This window comes from Aliivibrio friggae, assembly GCF_057368515.1.
This window is the reverse complement of record NZ_CM170649.1, coordinates 1,210,480-1,231,457: the sequence shown is the minus strand read 5'-3', so window position 1 is coordinate 1,231,457 and position 20,978 is coordinate 1,210,480. Positions and strand designations below refer to the sequence as shown.

The following is a 20,978-nucleotide window of genomic DNA, read 5'->3' as shown; positions in this document are numbered from 1 at the left end:
AAAATACCGACTATAATATATAAAACGTGAGTGTTTTATTGATATTAATAGATTGGGATAAAAAGAATGAACCCTTGTCTTTAGAGGTAATGCTATGAATACAAATATTAATAGTAGAGTTCATGGTTATATTATTGGTGATGATATCCCAATAGATAATAAAGAAGGTCAGTTTATTCATGTTAATGATTATGAAGAATTAACATTATCAGAACCATCGATTTGTATATTATCTCTTTCGCCAGTAGCGCAAAATAAAGCCTTATTACATTTACATAGTAAGCAGCCTATTTGGAACTGCCAAGTCTACGTTCTGCAAGAGAGTACATTAAGCCCATATTTATCAGATGGAATTTTAGAACCTAATGAGGTTGTCGATAAGTGGGAGATACATCAGGAAAAATTAACCTTAATAAAAGAAGAACCACTTGATAAATTACTTGCGTGGCTGTGGCTAGGGTCTCAACGACGATTGGCACCGCTTTGTCAGAGTGAAAGACAAGATCTTTATTATTATCCGTTGATGCAATGCTATTCAGGAGAAGACAATAGCCCTTATACATATTTTCAGTTAGAGGAAAAGCGAGGGTATTTAGAGCGAGAAAAGACGATAGATAAAGTGAGGTTATGCTCCTATTGTCATAGTGGGCATTTAAACTATATTGAAACCTGTCCTGATTGCAAAAGCACTAATATCGAAGAAATGGTATCTCTGCACTGTTTTACTTGTGGGCATATCGCTGAAGAGAGTCAATTTACCCAACAAGATAAACTCGCTTGTCCGAATTGTTTAACTCAATTGCGTCATATTGGCGTTGATTATGATCGACCTTTAGAGCGATATAAATGTGAAGAATGCAAGTTGCTATTTTCTGAATCAGTCGTACGTGCTCGCTGTTTATCTTGTTCTTTGGTTAATGAGACTAATGAATTAATCGCTCGAAAAATTAATCAATTTCGAGTAGGAGAACAAGTTAAAAGCTTAATGATGTATGGCCGAAGACCGTTAGATCAAGAGCTAAAATTAAATGGGCTTATAGATCAGAAATCGTTTCATAACTTATTAAGTTGGGTAAATAAGCTTGCGATAAGGCATCAACAGAGCCATTTATTGTTAGGAGTAAAGCTATCAGGTATTGAGGAATATTCTCAACAGTTTGGTGAAATAAAACGGCTGCAATTGATTGAAGAAATATCGAATCATTTTAATCGACTACTGCGCGATACTGATATTTGTTGTCATTATAGTTCTGAAATAATGTTGCTATTGATGCCAATGACTCCAATTGATTCTTACTCCATTATAGAAAGCAAAATTGAGAAAATAGCCAATGATATAGAGTCAGAATTGATAACACTGAATGTGTATTTATGGCAATTGCCTAGTACTTCATTAAGCGATAATGCACCTTCTTGGTTAGCTCAGTTGATTAAGGGTAACTCGCATGAATGAATTTCAATATATTTTGCATACGCTTACCGGAACGTTAGGGACTTATTTTGAATTAATTCTTACTTTTCTTCCTATCATGTTAGCTATTGAAGTCCCCTTGTTGCTTTTTGTATTTATTGGGGTGTTATTTTGGTCAAGAGAAGCAAGTAATACCTATTTAAGTTCAACACCATCAATGAGTTTTATTATTACCTGCTATGGAGAAGGTGATGAGATTACTAAGACGATTGATACCTTAGTTGAGCAAAGATATTCGGGTTTGATTGAAATTCTGATTGTGATTGATGGTGCAGAGCAGAATTTATTAACTTATCGTGCTGCTATTAAAGGACAGAAACGTCATCACTTAAGAAAAGATAGAGCGATAAAAGTATTACCAAAATGGCAGCGTGGAGGAAGAGTATCTACATTGAACGCAGGTCTATCTGAAGCTAAGTACGATCTGGTTGTTAATGTAGATGGTGATACCTCTTTTGATAATAATATGGCGTGTCAATTAGCCATGTCATTTTCTGATCCTAATGTCGTCGCTTGTGGTGGGGCGTTAAGAGTTCGAAATAGACAAGATAGTTTTTGGGCAAGAATGCAGTCACTTGAGTACATGATGTCGATGCAAACAAGTAAAACAGGGATGGCAACGTGGGGCCTGCTTAATAATATATCAGGCGCATTTGGGGCATTCAAAAGACCAATGCTAAAACAAATAGGTGGATGGGATACGCATACCGCTGAAGATCTCGACCTTACTTTTCGCCTAAAGCAATATAAAAAACGCTATCCTGATATGCGACTTAATTTTTCTCCACAAGCAATTGGTCATACTGATGTTCCTTCAACGCTACATTCTTTACTGTTACAAAGATTACGTTGGGATGGTGATTTGTTATTTCTGTACTTACGTAAGCACCGAAGAGGGTTAGCTCCTAATTTATTAGGGTGGGGAAGCTTCTTATATATTTTAGTTTATGGGGTACTTCAAACTGTGTTGTTACCTCTAATTATGACACTTTTTAATGTCTATCTTTTTTTATTTTATCCGACAACAGTCGTACTCGCGGTATTAAGTTGTTTGTATGTCATTTATTTTTTGTTCATTTCACTTACCTTTATTGTCTATTTAGCATTAATTTCAGAAAGAGTAAAAGAAGATAGAGAGATGGTACTTTGGCTATTTATCTATCCATTCTATGCATTGTTTATGAGAGTCGTTACCGCCTTTGCGATGATTAATGAAGTGGTTAGGAGGGGCCATGAAGAGTCAAGTATGGCTCCATGGTGGGTACTTAAACGAGGTAAAAGGTTTTAACGATTATGAAAGTTAAATTTCACTTAGAGAAAAGCCAAAAACCGACGACTGAACATGGTATGAAGGTGGTATATGGTACCGCTAAGCGAGGGGGGTATCGCTTTCGCTGGTATTTGATTTTAGCGATTATATTAAGCCCTATTTTTCTTATAATTTACACTTATGCTAAACAATATCTATTCATTACTGCTCCTGGAGTGATAACTACGGGTCCAGTAGTCATTACTGCGTCTCAGAATGGAATAGTTAAAAAGATAGCCGTAGATGAAAATGAATTTGTACTTGAGGAGCAATTGCTTATACAACTTAAAGCTCCCGTTTTAGAGAAAGAAGTTGCTTTTGTTAAAGAGGAATTATTACGTTTAAATGAGGCGAAAGAAGGAAGGGATGAAGAGGATTTATCACCTTACTACGCAGCAATTACGGCAGCTAAGCATAACTTACGAAAAGTCACTAAAATTAAATTGAATTACGACCAATATGCTCAGGAAGGAAAGGTGTCACAAGTAGATTATGCGGCTATTATTGGGATTTATAATACCTCACAGAGCTCATTAACAAGTGCCTACATTGCTTTGAATCAAGCTAAAATTGCTCAAAAACAGAGAGAGTTAGCTGGCGGTATTGCTCAAGTCACGAGAACGTTAAATCAAAGTCTAACAACAAAAATGAACCAATTAGAAGCATTAGCAATTAAAGCACCTTATATGGGGCTCGTTATCGATATTAATGCACTTGAAGGGCAGCGAGTGAGTATCGGAGACTCGCTTGTAACGATTTCTCCTGATGTCGCCCCATTTGTGATCAGTTATTTAGAGCCTAAGCATATAGACAAAGCTAAATTAGGAACCTTAGTGAGTGTTGTGCTTCCTAGTGGGCAGAAAGTGAAAGCAAGGGTAGCGCAATCAATAGGGTTAACGTCTAAGTTACCTGCACAATTAGCCAAACCTTTTGAAGGGGCGAAAGCATTACTAAAGGTGAAAATTACCTTTTTGGGCGGGCTACTAGAGAGCGAATGGGTAGAAGGGATGCCAGTAGAGATTTATTTTTAATTTAGAATAAAAAACCGATAGATTATATAAATTAGGAGGTTTATACCCTTTTACTTTATGTGGTTACTCTGTTGTTAGGTTTTACCTATTGATATAATAATTAAAATTGATTAGAAATTCGAAAAGATTTTCTCTATTATACGCGCATACTTTACTGTGTATCGGATAGAGAAATAATGACAATTTCGGACAACAATACCATCGTAATTTTTGGAGCTTCGGGAGATCTTACTTTCCGCAAGCTTATTCCTGCTTTGTATCATCTGTACGCGAGTAATCAACTTTCAGAATCTTTTTCAATCTTAGGCGTGAGCCGCTCTCAATATGACGATGAGTCGTATCGTGAAAAGATGAAAAAATCACTGCAAGAGATGGAAAAAACAGATCCAGAAACGCTTATTGCATTTTGTGAGCATTTACATTATCAAGCGGTAAATACCTCAGATGTTGATGATTACAGTAAACTGGCTGTTAAGTTAGACTTATTGGCTGACAAATACCAACTTGAGCAACAGAATACGCTTTTTTATCTAGCAACTCCGCCAAGCCTTTACGGTGTTATTCCAGCTTGCTTGGCGACTCATGGTCTCAACGATGAATCTAATGGCTGGAAGCGTCTGATTATTGAAAAACCATTCGGATATGATCTTGAATCAGCACAAAGCCTTGATAAAGAAATTCATAACCATTTTCAAGAACACCAAATTTACCGCATTGACCATTACCTAGGTAAAGAAACCGTTCAAAACCTACTTGTTCTTCGTTTTTCAAATGCGATGTTTGAACCGTTATGGAACCGTAATTTTATTGATTATGTTGAAATCACTGGTGCGGAATTCCTTGGTGTTGAAGAACGTGGTGGCTATTACGATGGTTCTGGTGCCGTTCGTGATATGTTCCAAAACCATTTGCTACAAGTATTAGCAATGGTAGGCATGGAACCACCTGCTCAAATTAACGCTGATTCGATTCGTGATGAAGTGGTTAAAGTTCTTCAATGCCTTAAACCGCTTGAAGAAGATGATTTGCGTAAAAACCTTGTGTTAGGTCAATACACTGCATCTGATGTACGTGGCCAACAGTTAGCGGGTTATCGTGAAGAACATGGTGTTGCCGATGATTCTCGAACAGAAACTTACATCGGTTTAAAAGCTTATATCAATAACTGGCGTTGGAATGGTGTTCCTTTCTATGTTCGTACTGGTAAGCGTTTACCGACCCGAGTAACAGAGATTGTTATTCACTTTAAACAAACCCCACATCCAGTCTTTGGTCAGAATGCGCCTGAGAATAAGTTGATTATCCGTATTCAACCAGATGAAGGCATTCAGATGAGCTTTGGCTTAAAAGAGCCTGGCGCTGGTTTTAAGGCAAAAGAAGTTAAGATGAACTTCTCATATGCTGACTTGCAAGAAACTCAAATGCTTACTGCGTATGAACGTCTATTGCTAGATGCACTGAATGGCGACGCAACGTTATTTGCTCGTACTGATGCAGTGGAAGCGTGTTGGAAATATGTTCAACCGATTTTAGACTTTAAACAAGATCCTCAATCTTTGTTTGGATATGCCTGTGGTACTTGGGGACCACAAGAAGCGGATGAGCTTTTACAAAGAGATGATCGTGCATGGCGTTTCCCATGCAAAAATTTAACAGATACGGATTACTGCGAATTATGATCAATCACAAAATTTTTGCTACACCTGAGCTAGTTGTTGAAAACTTAGCAAATGAAATGAAAGCGTATAGTGAGCAGGGTAAAGCTGTTCATATTTCACTTTCTGGCGGAAGTACGCCTAAAATGCTGTTCAAATTGTTAGCACAAGCACCATATGCAGAAGGCATTCAATGGAATAACTTACACTTTTGGTGGGGTGATGAGCGTTGTGTTGCCCCTGATGATGCTGAGAGTAATTTTGGTGAAGCTAATACATTACTTTTCACTAAAGTAAATTTACCAGCAGAAAATATTCACCGCATTCGTGGTGAAGATGAACCTGCGGTAGAAGCGGAGCGTTTTGCTAAAGAAATGGCAGACGTGATCCCATCTGAAAATGGCACGCCAGTTTTTGATTGGATTTTATTAGGTGTTGGCGCTGATGGCCACACTGCTTCATTGTTCCCTGGTGTGACTAATTACCAAGATGAGAACTTGTCTGTACTGGCTTCTCATCCTGAGTCTGGTCAAATCCGTGTTTCTAAAACGGCAAAAGTTTTAGAAGCCGCAAAGCGAATCAGCTACCTAGTATTAGGTTCTGGCAAAGTTGAGATCGTTAAAGAAATTCATACGACACCTGCTTCAGAGTTGCCTTATCCGGCAGCAAAAATCCAGTCTACAACTGGTGAAACAGAGTGGTTCCTCGATTCAAATGCAGCAAGCGCTATCGCATAATCGCGAATAGCCGCAAGGAGAGAAAATAATGAAAGGTGATATCGGTGTAATCGGCCTAGCAGTAATGGGTCAAAACCTTATCTTAAACATGAACGACCACGGCTTCAAAGTTGTTGCTCATAACCGTACTGCTGCAAAAGTAGACGAGTTTCTAGAAGGTCCAGCTAAAGGAACTAACATTGTTGGTGCTTACTCTCTAGAAGAGCTAGTTGAGAAACTAGAAGCGCCACGTAAAGTAATGCTAATGGTACGTGCTGGTGATGTTGTTGATACGTTCATCGACAAGCTTGTACCACTTCTAGACAAAGGTGACATCATCATTGATGGTGGTAACACTAACTTCCCAGATACTAACCGTCGTGTAGCTGCTCTTCGTGAGAAAGGCATTCACTTTATCGGTACGGGTGTTTCTGGTGGTGAAGAAGGTGCTCGTTTCGGTCCTTCTATCATGCCTGGTGGTTCTCCAGAAGCTTGGGAAGCGGTTAAGCCTATCTTCCAAGGTATCTCTGCGAAAACTGATGCAGGTGAGCCTTGTTGTGATTGGGTTGGTAACGACGGTGCTGGTCACTTCGTTAAGATGGTTCACAATGGCATCGAATACGGTGACATGCAGCTTATCACTGAAGCATACCAGTTCATGAAAGATGGTCTTGGTATGAATTCTGACGAAATGCAGGCTGTATTTGCAGATTGGAATAAAACTGAGCTAGACAGCTACCTAGTAGAAATCACCGCTGACATCCTTGGTTACAAAGATGAAGATGGTGAAGCACTAGTTGAAAAGATCCTAGACACAGCAGGCCAAAAAGGTACTGGTAAGTGGACTGGTATCAACGCGCTAGATATGGGTATCCCACTAACGCTAATCACTGAATCTGTATTCTCTCGTTGCCTATCTGCTCTTAAAGATCAACGTGTTGAAGCTGAAGTATTATTCGGTAAGACAATCGCTCCAATTGAAGGCGATAAGCAAGAGTGGGTTGATGCAGTTCGTCAAGCACTACTAGCATCTAAGATCATCTCTTACGCTCAAGGTTTCATGCTAATGCGCGAAGCGTCGAACGAAAATGGTTGGGATCTTAACTACGGTAACGTAGCTCTAATGTGGCGTGGTGGTTGTATCATCCGTTCTGCATTCCTAGGTAACATTCGTGATGCTTATGAAGCAAACCCAGAGATCGCATTCTTAGGTTCAGATGCTTACTTTAAAGGCATCCTAGACAACTGTATGGGTGCATGGCGTAAAGTAGCAGCTAAGTCTATGGAATCTGGCATCCCAATGCCATGTATGACTTCTGCACTTACGTTCCTAGATGGCTACACAACAGCGCGTCTTCCTGCGAACCTTTTACAAGCTCAACGTGATTACTTTGGTGCTCACACTTATGAGCGTACTGACCGTCCACGTGGTGAATTCTTCCACACAAACTGGACTGGTACAGGTGGTAATACAGCATCAACAACTTACGACGTGTAATATACGTAAAGTAGTTATTGAAATCTGATAAAAAGCCCTTAGCTAATAATAAGTTAAGGGCTTTTTTGTATCTGTCGATCTGTGTTTTTTCTAAGTGGAAACAATTTAAATAATGCGTTTGCGTCGATATCTTTTGACACAGTAACCGCTAACAAAGCTACCTACTGCAATTGCTAAAGTAATTACAGGAGCTGCCATTAAGGCCATCGTTATGTACTTAGACAATTTTTCTGGTAAAAATGAAAGAGAGTAACCAAAACCAGTTAACAACAAAATCCAAATAACGGCACTCATCCATGCGAAATAATGGAAGCGAGATGCTTTCTGCATTCTTAATCCCATCATTAACGGCAAAAGAGGGCGCACAACAGGAATAAAACGAGCCACAAATAAAGCAATCAGCCCGTGTTTAGCTAATAAAGAATCTACGGTTTGTAAGCGATGAGCAGGAACCGCATTGATCCATTTTTGAATCATTGGAAATTTATGCAGCCAACGGCCTTGAATAAATGCAAGCTGACTACCAATAGCTGCCGCCATAATTAATCCAGCGACAATCACAGGATAGCTAATGACATTTGCCGCCGCTAGTGATCCCGCAAGGATAACAACACTGTCACAAGGAAGGGGAGCCGCAGGAATGAAAGCACTTTCTAACCAAATAAATAAAATCAAACAAAAGTAAATCATCGTCATACTTGCTGGATTTTGTAGTACGGTGAAATCTTGTTGCCAAAGAGCCGTTAAAATCGAAACAAATGAGTCAAACATCGCCATTCTCCAGACGAAAAATAAGTCGTAAACTAATTAGGTAGGTACTTCGAGATTAAGTTAACTTATTGATAAAGTCACTAAAAATATACACTGTCATAAAAAGTTCATAATTGAATTGCAGATAAAAAAAAGACCGAATATTTGTCACTCGATCTTTTTCTATTTTAACCGTTAAATCAGTTAGATACGTTGATCTAACCAATAAAACTAATATAAGCCTGAAGAATAATGAGGTTGGTTATATCGATAAAGAATGCACCAACAATTGGCACCACCATAAATGCTTGTGGAGAAGGTCCAAAACGAGAAACGAGAGAGCCCATATTCATTACCGCTGTCGGCGTAGCCCCTAATCCAAAGCCACAATGACCACCTACCATTACTGCAGCATCATAGTTAGATCCCATTGCTCGGAAAGTCACAAAGTATGAGAATAACCCCAGAACAATAGTTTGAACGGTTAAGATAATTAAGAAGGGTATGGCTAAGTCAAAGATATTCCAAAGTTTTAAGCTCATTAATGCCATGGCTAAAAATAGTGAAAGAGAAACCGTTCCTAAAATGTCGACAGTTTCAGTATCGATCTTACGTACTTTTGTGATTTCACAAATATTAGTAATGAATACACCGACAAATAGGGCATAAACAAAATCAGGGATTTTTAGCCAAGCAACACCGAAACTGTTTACAAATTGACTTAAATATTTAGAGCCAACCACACAAATAAGCAAGATAAACAGCATTTCGATCACTTTTTTAGCGGTGACTTTATCTTCTTCATGCTCATTATAAGTGACAAGCTCGGGGAATCGCTCGTGAGTATTAACCCCAACACCATATTCAGATTCAAGGTTATGTTTTTTAATTAATCGCTGTGCAATAGGGCTACCAATGATGCCACCCATGATTAAGCCAAAAGTAGCAGAAGCCATTGCCAACTCAAGAGTGTTGATTTGGTAGTTCTCAGCAAAGGTTTGCGACCAAGCTGCTCCTGTTCCGTGACCACCAGACAAGGTAATTGAACCGGCAATCAATCCCATTAAAGGATCTAATCCCATTGCGCTAGCAAGTCCAACACCGACCGCGTTCTGGATGATGATATAGAACGAAGCAACGGCTAAGAAAAGGAATACTTTGGTACCGCCTTTGAGTAATTGTGTGTAATTAGCGGCAAGGCCAACCGTACTAAAAAACATTAGCATGAATGTATTTTGTAAAGGCAGTGAAAACTCGAGACTGATGCCTTGAAAGTGTAAAAGTGTAATGGCAAAAGCCACAATTAATCCACCAACAATAGGCTCGGGGATATTATATCGTTTAAAAAGGTCAATTTTTGAGTTAATGAAATGACCAAGAAACAGTACGGCAATAGCAATTAGAAACGATTCTAAAGCACCGATAGATAGAGTATTTGTCATAAAAGCTCGAAGTTAAAATTATCAAACCAATAGGTATGATGCTAATCCAAGTAAGTCTTTGATATCTTACTAAGATGAGCATTGTTAGGAAGATCGAGATTATGCTAAGTTATTAAAAATGTCACTATAAATATTCACTGTCATAAAAAGTTCATATTAGAAATGTGACATAACAAATACAATCTCAATACCGCTGCTGTATACTTTATAATTTACTGATTATTAAGGTTTATATGCTTTATTTAGACAAAGGGACATAATGATACCAAAACAGATCCCTTGGGTAATCATGGCTGTACCACCATAACTAAAAAAGGGTAATGGACTGCCCATTACTGGTAATAGCCCTGTTACCATTCCTATATTGATAAAAGCATACAGAAAGAAACTAAGAGCAAACGTAGTACTGACTAAGCGATTAAATGAAGATTCACATTGGTAAGCAAGCCAAATTACTCGACCTGTAATAAACAGATATAATCCAAGTAAAATTAGACAACCTAAAAAGCCCCATTCTTCAGCATAAGTTGAAAAAATAAAGTCAGTATGACTTTCAGGAATAAACCCTAACTGTCCTTGTGTTGCGTTCGTCCAGCCTTTACCACGCATTCCACCGGAACCAACCGCTATTAATGATTGAATAATTTGGTATCCAGCGCCAAGGGGATCTGACTCTGGATCAAGAAACTGAGTCACACGCTTTTTTTGATAAGCGGCCATCACAAAGATCCATAGCATTGGAACGATAACGGCAATTCCACCAAGAAAAGAGCCAATAATCTTCCAGCTCATCCCTGCAAAGTAGAGGACAAATAGAGCATAAATAATCGTAAATATGGCACCATCAAGGTCAGGCTGGATAAATATCAAACCGGCAGGAATGGCGGTGACAAGTAAGCAGATGATGATTTTTTTCATATCAGGACGGCCTGCTTCTGCGACCAGTATCCATGCAACCATTAGAGGGATGGCAACTTTAACCAGTTCTGAAGGTTGGAATCGAATCGGCCCAATAGCCAACCAGCGTTGAGAGCCATTAGTACTGTCACCCGCAACGATAACGCCAAGCAATAGAATAACGGCTAAACCAAATAAATAAGGGGTTATTCGCTCATAGGTTCGTGGTGAAATAGCAGACATCACTACAATACAGCCAATAGCAATAAAAGCACGAATAAGGTGTCGCTCTAACATGGGTTCACTAAAACCACTGGCACTCCAGACTGTGAGTGAGCCAAGTAAAATGAGTAATGAAATCGCAATCAGTAGTGGGTAGTCAATTCGAGGTGCGTACTTAAACATAGTTAATCATTCATTATAAAACAGATAGACAAGCGAGAGCTCATAGCATTGAGCGATAAATTGGGTAGAGAAAAGTGCTTGATTAAGGGCTTTTTATAATCGGGCAATGTGACCGAGTGATTTATAAGATGACGAAAAGTAACTCTTTTACAAAAAAAAGCAATCTTTACTTGATGAATAAGATAAAAAACTGGCACGACTCAGTGCCAGTTTACTAGTTGGAGCTATTTAGAAGGCGATTAAAATTCAGCTTCGACTTCAAATTCCATCTCATTACCAGTGATAGGGTGACGCAACTTTAAATATCCTGCGTGTAAATGCAGTCTATTCGCTTTAAAGCCATATATATCATCGCCCACAATCGGGGTGTTTAATCCTGCTTGATGTGAACAATGTACTCGCAGTTGGTGAGTGCGTCCCGTTTTAGGGTATAGGTGAACTTTAGTGCGATTATTTTCACGCTCAATAACTTGGTAAGATGTTTCTGCACTTCTACCGTCACTATGACAAACCATTTGACGAGGTCTATCTTCCAGATCCCCGCGTAATGGTAGCGTAATTAAACCACTGTCATTGCTGATATTACCTTCAAGTAGAGCGGTATAGCGTTTTTCTACTGTGCGTTCAATAAACTGCTTTTGTACCTGTTTATTGGTTTCTGGCGTTAACGTTAATACGAGTAAGCCAGAGGTCGACATATCTAAGCGATGAACAATTAAAGGCCCGGTTGCGGTAGGGTAGCGCGCTTGAATTCGAGTATAGACAGAATCAGTAATAAACTTACCGGGAACCGATAAAAACTCAACAGGCTTATTAACAACGACCATGACATCATCTTCATAAACGATCTCTAACTCTTTTCCATAAGAAGGCGTTTGTTCTAATGGGCTATCATCAACATCAATACCATCAAGCATGTGTTTGATGATTTCAAAACATTTGCTTTGACATACTGGATAGCGGTTTTTATGTTGGCGAACTTGCTCATACGGTGCTGAACCCCACCAAAATTCACCTAATGTTATTGGTGTATAGCCTAATGTAAAAGCCGCTTGCAGTAGCTTAGGTAAGTTTTGCTCACTTGAATAAGGGATTGGTTCTTGAGTATGTTTAGTTGAATTATTTTGTTCAAATAGCTCAAACAGACTCTTTGATACACCAGATTGATTAAGAAATAGAGTCGCTTTTAATGCATCATTTTTTACTTTTTGTTGTAATTTATCATGCTGGTGTTTAACTAAGTTAAGCGCTTCAAGGTATTCATTGTGCTGCGTGGTTAACTCAGTAATAGTCTGCTGCCATTGCTGTTTTAACTGCTTTAAATCTCGTTTTTCACGACTGCTTTGATTTCCAAGCTCACTAATTAAGGCGCTTAATTCATCTGGAGATAGTGGTGATTCAGAGTCTGATTCAGCATGAGATCGACGCAGCTTTCGTTCTTTTTTTGCTACTGCCATTGCTTGCTGAAACGCTGAAATTTCTTGTTCTGATTGAGCCGTACTTGCGGCTAGGTTCTCTTTTAATGCGACAAAATCAGGCGCGTTTTCTAATTGGATAATAGTTGCTTCAAGGGCTTTGATTTCGTCTTCTTGATTAGAAAATAGATTATGGTGCGCTTGGTTATTAAAAATGGCATTAACAAAAAAATCAGGCGCTTGACTGAGGCTCTCTTCACTGTCTAAAAGCGTGCCAGCAAAAGAGGAGAGATAACCAAGCTCGCCTTGTTGATTTTTGACGACAAGAACGGCAAACATTTTACCTTGAGTGCTAAAGTCATGCTGCCATGTTTTCTGATTATCTAAATAGTGCTGCAGCTCTTCCATTGCAAGTGACGCCAATGGATGTGGAACGTAGAAATAAGGAAAGGTAAAACGTTCAGGCAGAGCAATAGTATCGATCTGACCAGAAAATCGTGTAAATTTTGAAGATGCTATGTTGTGTTGTTGCATATTAAAACTCCGCCTCAATATCAAATTCCATTGGTTCTTTAGTCATTGGATGGGTCAGAGATAAATAGCCAGCGTGTAGGTGTAGTCGATCCGCTTTTTTACCATATAAATCATCGCCAACAATCGGCATATTTAAGCCTAAATTATGGGCGCAGTGAACTCGTAATTGATGTGTGCGTCCTGTTTTTGGGTACAGGTAAACTTTAGTTTTATCTTTTATGCGCTCGATGACTTGATACGTTGTCTCTGCCGGTTTTCCATGTTCAAAGCAGACTAACTGACGAGGGCGATCATATAAATCCCCACGCAGTGGCAGTGTGATCATGCCTTCATCTTGTGCTAATACACCCTCAATTAAGGCGGTGTAACGCTTCTCGATGGTGCGATTGATAAACTGCTTTTGTAATCGTTTATGTGATTTTTTGGTTAGCCCTAATATCATTAATCCAGAGGTCGCCATATCTAAGCGATGAACGATCAATCCACCAGTTGCATTAGGGTAGCGCTGCTGAATGCGTGTATATACTGAGTCTTGTATATTCTTACCGGGTACTGATAAAAAATCAGCAGGTTTATTGATGATAAGCATAAACTCATCCTCATAAACGATCTCAATGTCTTTGCCTTCTGCTGGGTTTATCAGTAATGGGTTTTCATCCATTTCAATACCATCAAGCATATGGCCTAAAATTGGCTGGCATTTACTTTGGCAAGAAGCATAGAACTTTTTATGTTGGCGTATTTCAGATTTTGGAGCAACCCCCCACCAAAATTCAGCTAATGCTAACGGTTTTAAACCATGAGCAAAGGCGTATTGTAATAATTTAGGTGCGGCACATTCACCAGAGCCTGCTGGAGGAATATGGTTTGGCGTGTCTTTAAAAATATCATTGAGATCTTTTTCTACACCATGGGTATTTAAGAACTTATATTGTTGAAACAGCTTCTTTTGCAATGCATTAGATAGATTTTTACGCGCTGTTTTTAATTGCGATAATTCGGTATTGATTTCATCTAACTGCTGTTGAATACGGCTAATTTTATCGTCCCAAAAGATCTTAAGATCTCTTAACGTATTTTTCTCTTGGACACTTTCTCTGCCCAATTTTATCTTTAATTGCTTTAGCGCATCAATTGATTCTTGAGAGCTATCCTTAGCGTTGATTTCTGCTTCTGCACGTTGCTCTTTACGTGACTTTCGCCCTTCAATCATCACTTGGCGTTGGGCTTCTAATTGCTCTTGTGAAGCGATAGTCTCGGCTTTTACTGCTGCGGTTAAATCAGCAAGTAATGGATTGATCTGCTGTTGTTTGATGGTTGCATTTATTTCGGTGATCTCTGCTAACTCTGCTTTGAAGAATCCGTCTTCTTCTAACATATCAAAGACAGGAGGAACAAAGTGGGGAAGGTGATTGCTGTCAGCCACTTTGCCTGAAAACGCAGATAAGAACCCGATCTCGCCTGATGAATGTTGAACGAGTAATACGCCAAACATCTTACCAATGGCTTTTTCGCTGTTGTCTGTGGCCGGTAATTGAATCTCTAAGCCAAAGTTATGTTGCCATTCAGCTTGGCTCTCTAAGTGACACTGTAACTGATTAGCAGCCAGTTCACATAAGGGATGCGGTTCATAATAAAATGGAAAAGTGAATCGCTCTGGCAAAGCATAGTTGTCAATTGGATGAGAAAAAGAGGTAAAACACAGATCAGACGTAGGCATAATGATATCTATTTAGCAGGGATGAAATAGGGGGATATTGCAGAATGATGCGCATAAAGATAAGTGATTCAAAAATAGGTTGAGACCGCTGATTTTTGAATCACTCGAATGCGTTTGGTTTACAGAAGTAAGTGGCTTATTCTGCTGCTTTTACGCGAATTTTGTCTTTACCAAACTTTTTACCGTCTTCTGCTGCAATAGCGGCTAACGCTTCTTCTTCTACTAGCATTTCAACAAAGCCAAAGCCCTTTGATTCACCAGTGATTTCGTCGATTACTAACTTACAGTATTTGAATGAACCGTGTGCTTGGAACATTTCACGCAGTTGGAATTCAGACATAGTACGAGGAAGATTGCGAACAAGTAATTTCATGAGTAACCATATAGTAGTGATTTAAGGGTACGTTATAACAGATCTTGGTACTTTACCCAAGTACTCTGTCTCTTTAAGAAAAGAAAATCCGAAACCATGCAGTAATGGTTTCGGATTTGTATTTAGCCCTCCACCCAGAGCGCTAAAATTTGGGCGTATTAAGCTGGATTAGAAATCGTAACGTAAGCCAAACTGAAGTTGGTCATCTAGGTTATCAATCTGTTCAAACTTGTAGCCTGCATAGGTACGAAAGCTTTTGTTTAATTTGTAAATGGCTTCAATGGCAACATTGTTTACGGTGTCATTGCTGTCTCTTTCTTGGAAGTTATAAACGCCTTGGAACACCCATTGGTCAAGTTTATAAGCGGCAGCTAATTCATATCCACTTGCATCAAGTTTATCGACTTCACCCGTTGTAAATAGACCAGACACCATAAAGGCATTAAGCGTGTAGCGAACCGCTAAGTTAATTTGATCTGCATCTAGTGTTGTGATGCCATTTGGAGATTGTTCTCCAGAGGTATAACCAAGACCAAAATCTAAGCCCATTGGTAATGCGTACATACCTGAAATACCAAAGCTGTCGTTTTTCTTTTCGTTACTTGCAATGTAGTTTGCTTGAATAGTGAGTGCATCAAATTCACCTGAGTATAAAAAGTTATTCTCACGCTTATCTTTGTTGCCTGTGGTTAAGTCAGCTGCGTCACCACCGAAAGTAGCTAAAATATCGGTGTAATCGGTCAGCATTACTTGCGCTGAATCTTGTTGACCATACGAGAAGTTACCAACGTTTGTGCTTAAACCTGCGAATAGGTAACGCGTATTTACAGTATTGTCTTTACCGCTGCCAATCTCTACTTCATAGGTACCAAATGCCCCTAAGCTATCGTTGATTTTAGTTTTCCCTTTTAAATTAATACGAGCACGACTTTTGTCTTCAAATGAACTATCTGCTGCGGTTTCATTATTATCAGAGATATTTGCACGAGCTTCGGCTCTGCCACCTATTTTTAGTTGAGTGTCATCTTGATCATAAACCGTTGCTGCTAAAAGAGGGGCTGATACAAAAGAAGATAAAATAGCTGTCGATAGTAGTAATTTTTTCATTAGATCCCATACCTTTAAATTAACCAAAACAGTCCGTTTAGGCTTAGTTATTTGCTTGGGTTCTAAGATAAAATTTATATATGAAAGATTGATGTAAGTTTTGTTTAGAATTTATAAAAGTAATATGTCAGTTGAGTGACTAACATATTACTCTTGATAGGATTATTTATTAGTTTATGAGCTAGGAATTCGCTTAATGTTCTTTTTATGGCGCTCTTCTTCATTTAATAGTTGGCAGGTTGCACAGTTCTTCTTGCCGTCTATTTTGTACTTCATGCAACAGGTTTCACGCTGAACATAGAGAATTGCTTGCTGTTTATTTTCTGCTACTCGTATATGTGCAAGGTTTTTGCCAATTTCTGGCATAACGCTCTCGAGCCATTGCTGTGCTTGTGGCGCAAGTTGATTTGCTAGATCAGAGGCCAATCCATTTTCAGTTAAGCGCATGAAAAAGACACTGACTGCCAGTGAAACGGCTCCCCAAAATGGTTTGTGTTTTAGTCTTTCTTGTTCAAATAACACACTTAGTCCACCACCTATCTGCTGTAATAAATGGGTAAATGCTTCATCAAGTTTCTCTTGGCTCTCTACGACGGTTGCTTGTGGTTCAGAAGCCAAAGGATCCGTTGCAAGGCAAACAAAAGGGCAGGCGTTATTAATTTTCAGTGATTTTATCTTTTCGCCATTGGGTGTTGAAATGAAAATATCGTTAAACTGAATAATAGGAACGCGATTAAAGCGTAAACGTAGAGCGACTAGGCTAGTAAAAAATTGGTTATTAAATGATTTTAGCCACATGGAAGCCGAAACGTTCGTATTGACGTCGTTTTTTTTACCGAATAACTCAATCGCGTTGGATAAGTTGGCTGGTAACCACTGATTTAATGGTAAGTGCTTATCATCCAGCTGTTCTTTATTGATTGCTTTGAGTTTGAAATTGTCGTCAGCATCGTTTAACCATGCCAATTGCTCTTTTAAAGAGTGGCATGGATCAGATGATTTTTTGCTGCGCCATAATGGCGTTAATTGTTCTGCAATATGCATATGAGCTACTTTAAATTATTATTATTTGTATTTAAGATGCCGGGTAGATTACACCTAAACTTGCATAACGAGAAGCGCCCGTGACATCCGGTTCGTTACTTGGTAAATCATGAATTCGTTGATGTGCTAACCATGCAAACGCCATTGCTTCCATATTGTCACTATCTACATTGTAGTCGTTCGTGGTAATAACTGCCCAATTTGCTAAATGGAATTGCAGTCTTTCCATTAGATATTGGTTATGAGCACCACCCCCACAAACGAGCAGTTTTGCATTATTTCCAACATGGAATTTTAGAACCTGATCGACAATCGTAGATACGGTGAACTCCAATAACGTTGCTTGCACATCTTGTGGTAGATAAGGGGGATTTTCAATATATTGAGAAAACCAATCTAAGTTGAATAACTCGCGCCCGGTACTTTTTGGATAAGGGCGAGCAAAATAGCTATGTTGCTTCAGGTTTATCAAAAGTTCATCAATCACGGCTCCACTGCGAGCCCAATCGCCATTCTTATCGTAGCTGACTTGTTGGTGTTCGGTGATCCATGCATCCATTAACATGTTACCCGGGCCTGTGTCATAACCGATAACAGGGGAGTCTTTCTGTAGAATAGAAATATTAGAGATGCCACCAATATTTAAAATAACGTGAGTACTTTCGGATTTCCCAAATAAGGTGTGGTGGAAAGCGGGTACTAATGGTGCGCCTTGTCCGCCTAGTGCCATGTCTTTACGGCGAAAGTCAGCAACGGTATTAATTCCTGTTTTAGCCGCAATAATATTGCTATCGCCAAGTTGCATCGTAAAAGGATATTGTGCGTCAGGCGAATGAAAAACCGTTTGTCCATGGCTACCAATGGCAGTGATATCTTCTGGTTTAAGGTTGAGTGTATGAAGAAGATGAAGTGTTGCATCCGCAAATAAATGACCTAAACGATGGTCAATCTCTCCAATTACTTTTAGGTTGGTTTGCTGCCCAGTACAAACCGCCAGTAAATCTGCTTTTAGTTGAGGATCCATTGGGAAATCGGCATGACCAAGTAGGTTGATTTTTGTGCCATTTGTCTCAACGACAACCGCATCGACACCGTCTAAACTGGTTCCTGACATTAAGCCAATGTATTTTTCCATGTGGATACTCCATAACTACGGATTAATTAACGGTTTTATTGTGCCATAAAGTGTTGGGATAATATCTATGTTACTCACACAATTGACACAAAATTTCCATAGATAAGATTTTAAAATGAGAAAGGGCGTGATACTTTAAGCCTATAAAAATTAAGACGATTTGGAGAACGTTATGGGTCCGTTATGGCTAGATGTTGAAGGGTACGAAATAGATGCAGAAGAGCGTGAGTTGCTTCAACATCCAACAGTGGGCGGATTAATTCTTTTCGCTCGAAATTATCATGATCCAAAGCAATTAGCAGCATTAACCGCTTCTATTCGTAAAGCGGCAGGGCGTCCAATTCTAATTGGTGTTGACCAAGAAGGCGGTCGAGTTCAGCGTTTTAGAGATGAATTTACGCTTATTCCACCAGCGCAAGCGTATGCTGAAATGGATAATGGTCTTGAGTTAGCGAAAACGGCAGGCTGGTTATTGTGTTCAGAGCTCGTTGCTCATGACATCGATCTTACGTTTGCACCAGTGCTTGATAATGGTTTTGATTGTAAAGCCATTGGTAACCGTGCATTTGGTGATGATATTAATACTATCGTTAAATACAGCACTGCTTTTATGAAAGGCATGAAATCCGCGGGCACTTCTACGACAGGGAAACATTTCCCTGGGCACGGTGGTGTGATCGCTGATTCGCATTTAGAAACCCCTTATGATCACCGTGACAATATTTTTGAATTGGATATGGCGATTTTTAAAGCACAAATCGAAGCGGGCATTTTAGATGCGATGATGCCTGCCCACGTTATCTATCCTGAATACGATTCGTCACCAGCAAGTGGTTCTTCATATTGGTTGAAAGACGTATTACGTAAACAACTTAACTTTAATGGCTTGGTGTTCTCTGACGATTTAAGTATGGAAGGCGCCACTATTATGGGTGGACCAGCAGAGCGTTCTCAGCAAGCCCTTGATGCCGGTTGCGACATGGTATTAATGTGTAATAATCGAAAATCAGCCGTCGAAGTGTTGGATAACTTAGCTATTCAATCCGTAGAAAAGGCCAATAATTTACTTAAAACTACGAATTTTAATCGCAGTGAATTACTGAGCAGCAAAGAGTGGAAAGAGGCTAGTTTCGCAATAAATAAAGCCTATGATAAATGGAAATCGTAATCGTATTTCACGAACAAAAAACGCACTAGCTTAGGTTGGTGCGTTTTTTTATGTCTTATTATTAATGAGTTACATGCGATTGAATGACAATAACAAGTTGATATCGATCCAATTTTATTGTGCTTTTACTTTTATTTCACTGTATGGAACGCTATACTGGTACGGTATGTGTTATCAGCGTAACATTGGAGTCCATTGTGAACTATCTCATTATTCTATTTACTGCTTTTTTATTAGTTGGTTGTGAAAAAGAACCAGCTTTAAATAACGATACGAAAGCAGAAGTCATTCATAACGTTAAATACCTTACGACAGCCCGAACCTCTTTTATTATTGAAAGAGAGTTAGCGGGAGTAGTCCAAAGCACACGAACTTCACCATTGAGTTTTAAAGTTGGCGGTACAGTAAGTGATATCTTGATTGCTAAGGGCAATCGAGTGAAAAAAGGACAAGTACTTGCGAGATTAGAGACGGATGAGTTAGAACTAACAATTGGCAAAGCTTCGGCGTCCTTAGGGGCAGCTCAAGCTGCATTAGTTCAGGCTGAAGATAAATACAGCAGAGCTGAGAAGTTACAACTTAAAGGGTTTGTGAGCGACTCAGAATTATTAAATATTAAAGCTGATTTTGATGCTAAGAATCAGCAAATGCTTTCTGCTCAAATTGATCTACGTAATGCAAAATTAAATTTATCACGTACGGAATTGATTGCACCTTACGCAGGCCTCATTAGTCATATCATGATTGATGATTTTACAAAGGTAAATTCAGGTCAGAAAGTACTTGAATTGGTTAATAATAACTCTTTAGAGGTTGCCGTACTTGTTCCTGAAAGCTTGATACAGTATTTTAGTTTTGGTATGGGAGTAACGATAGAAATTCCGGCCCTTGATGATTTACAAGTCTCTGGGGAGTTAACTGAAATTGGCGCCGTCGTTGAAAAAGGAAACGCCTATTCAGTAACGGTTCGAATTTTAGAAAGTAACAATAAAATCCGTAATGGAATGTCAGCCAATGTGATGGTTACCCTTGGTAATGAAGATCCAACGGCGATTGTATTACCGTTAAGTGCGGTGAATTTTGATGATATTAGCGCAGCGGGAGAAGAGAAAAAAGCGGCAATCTATGTCGTAAACCCAACGACGATGACATTAGAAAAACGCTATGTAGCAACAGAGCGTACATTGGATAATAAGTTTAAAGTTTATGATGGATTAGTTGAAGGCGAGCATGTTGTTATTGCTGGTGTTCCGTTCTTATTTGAAGGCCAAAAAGTACAACTTTGGCAGGAAAAATAAGGAAGCATTA

17 protein-coding genes are annotated in these 20,978 nt (G+C 39.1%); 8 read left to right on the top strand and 9 right to left on the bottom strand.

Annotated elements, in window-relative coordinates:
* Positions 1-94 precede the first annotated feature (94 nt).
* The 6 genes from AC2INI_RS19020 (at position 95) to gnd (ending at position 7,680) form a co-directional block, all read left to right on the top strand.
* Positions 95-1,453 (top strand): TackOD1 domain-containing metal-binding protein, encoded by a 1,359-nt coding sequence (locus AC2INI_RS19020; RefSeq protein ID WP_486306029.1) that lies wholly within the window; start codon positions 95-97, stop codon positions 1,451-1,453.
* Complete coding sequence (locus AC2INI_RS19015) at positions 1,446-2,759, top strand: glycosyltransferase family 2 protein (RefSeq protein WP_486306028.1); 1,314 nt, start codon at positions 1,446-1,448, stop codon at positions 2,757-2,759. Before AC2INI_RS19020 ends, AC2INI_RS19015 begins: the two co-directional genes overlap by 8 nt.
* 5 nt (positions 2,760-2,764) lie before the next feature.
* The gene (locus AC2INI_RS19010) at positions 2,765-3,811 is read left to right on the top strand and encodes an HlyD family secretion protein (protein ID WP_486306027.1); all 1,047 of its coding nucleotides are present in this window, start codon (positions 2,765-2,767) and stop codon (positions 3,809-3,811) included.
* Between the two features lie 176 nt (positions 3,812-3,987).
* Complete coding sequence (zwf, locus tag AC2INI_RS19005; RefSeq protein WP_122033535.1) at positions 3,988-5,490, top strand: glucose-6-phosphate dehydrogenase; 1,503 nt, start codon at positions 3,988-3,990, stop codon at positions 5,488-5,490.
* Positions 5,487-6,203, top strand: coding sequence for a 6-phosphogluconolactonase (pgl, locus tag AC2INI_RS19000; protein ID WP_045103843.1), 717 nt, complete (start codon positions 5,487-5,489; stop codon positions 6,201-6,203). Before zwf ends, pgl begins: the two co-directional genes overlap by 4 nt.
* A 28-nt stretch (positions 6,204-6,231) precedes the next feature.
* The gene (gene gnd / locus AC2INI_RS18995; protein ID WP_122033536.1) at positions 6,232-7,680 is read left to right on the top strand and encodes a decarboxylating NADP(+)-dependent phosphogluconate dehydrogenase; all 1,449 of its coding nucleotides are present in this window, start codon (positions 6,232-6,234) and stop codon (positions 7,678-7,680) included.
* Positions 7,681-7,785: 105 nt separating this feature from the next.
* Here the strand turns inward: gnd and AC2INI_RS18990 are convergent, their stop codons facing one another.
* The 9 genes from AC2INI_RS18990 to AC2INI_RS18950 form a co-directional block, all read right to left on the bottom strand.
* The gene (locus AC2INI_RS18990; protein WP_122033537.1) at positions 7,786-8,451 is read right to left on the bottom strand and encodes a DedA family protein; all 666 of its coding nucleotides are present in this window, start codon (positions 8,449-8,451) and stop codon (positions 7,786-7,788) included.
* Positions 8,452-8,648: 197 nt separating this feature from the next.
* On the bottom strand, positions 8,649-9,872 hold the full coding sequence (gltS, locus tag AC2INI_RS18985; RefSeq protein WP_122033538.1) for a sodium/glutamate symporter: 1,224 nt from the start codon (positions 9,870-9,872) through the stop codon (positions 8,649-8,651).
* Positions 9,873-10,094: 222 nt separating this feature from the next.
* Entirely contained in the window at positions 10,095-11,174 is a 1,080-nt protein-coding gene (gene rodA, locus AC2INI_RS18980; protein ID WP_122033539.1) for a rod shape-determining protein RodA, read from the bottom strand.
* Positions 11,175-11,413: 239 nt separating this feature from the next.
* Complete coding sequence (locus AC2INI_RS18975; protein ID WP_486306026.1) at positions 11,414-13,123, bottom strand: RluA family pseudouridine synthase; 1,710 nt, start codon at positions 13,121-13,123, stop codon at positions 11,414-11,416.
* 1 nt (position 13,124) lies between these two features.
* Entirely contained in the window at positions 13,125-14,843 is a 1,719-nt protein-coding gene (locus tag AC2INI_RS18970) for an RluA family pseudouridine synthase (RefSeq protein ID WP_486306025.1), read from the bottom strand.
* Positions 14,844-14,979: 136 nt separating this feature from the next.
* Complete coding sequence (locus tag AC2INI_RS18965; RefSeq protein WP_122033542.1) at positions 14,980-15,216, bottom strand: RNA recognition motif domain-containing protein; 237 nt, start codon at positions 15,214-15,216, stop codon at positions 14,980-14,982.
* 168 nt (positions 15,217-15,384) lie between these two features.
* Positions 15,385-16,323, bottom strand: coding sequence for a porin (locus AC2INI_RS18960; RefSeq protein ID WP_486306024.1), 939 nt, complete (start codon positions 16,321-16,323; stop codon positions 15,385-15,387).
* 174 nt (positions 16,324-16,497) lie between these two features.
* A complete protein-coding gene (locus tag AC2INI_RS18955) occupies positions 16,498-17,367 on the bottom strand; it encodes a (2Fe-2S)-binding protein (RefSeq protein WP_486306023.1) in 870 nt (289 codons plus the stop codon).
* A 31-nt stretch (positions 17,368-17,398) separates the two neighbouring features.
* Positions 17,399-18,502, bottom strand: coding sequence for an anhydro-N-acetylmuramic acid kinase (locus tag AC2INI_RS18950; protein WP_486306022.1), 1,104 nt, complete (start codon positions 18,500-18,502; stop codon positions 17,399-17,401).
* Positions 18,503-18,674: 172 nt separating this feature from the next.
* Between AC2INI_RS18950 and nagZ the strand changes: the two genes are divergently transcribed.
* Positions 18,675-19,670, top strand: a complete 996-nt coding sequence (gene nagZ / locus AC2INI_RS18945) for a beta-N-acetylhexosaminidase (protein ID WP_486306021.1) — start codon at positions 18,675-18,677, stop codon at positions 19,668-19,670.
* Between the two features lie 197 nt (positions 19,671-19,867).
* On the top strand, positions 19,868-20,968 hold the full coding sequence (locus AC2INI_RS18940; RefSeq protein WP_486306020.1) for an efflux RND transporter periplasmic adaptor subunit: 1,101 nt from the start codon (positions 19,868-19,870) through the stop codon (positions 20,966-20,968).
* Positions 20,969-20,978: the final 10 nt, after the last annotated feature.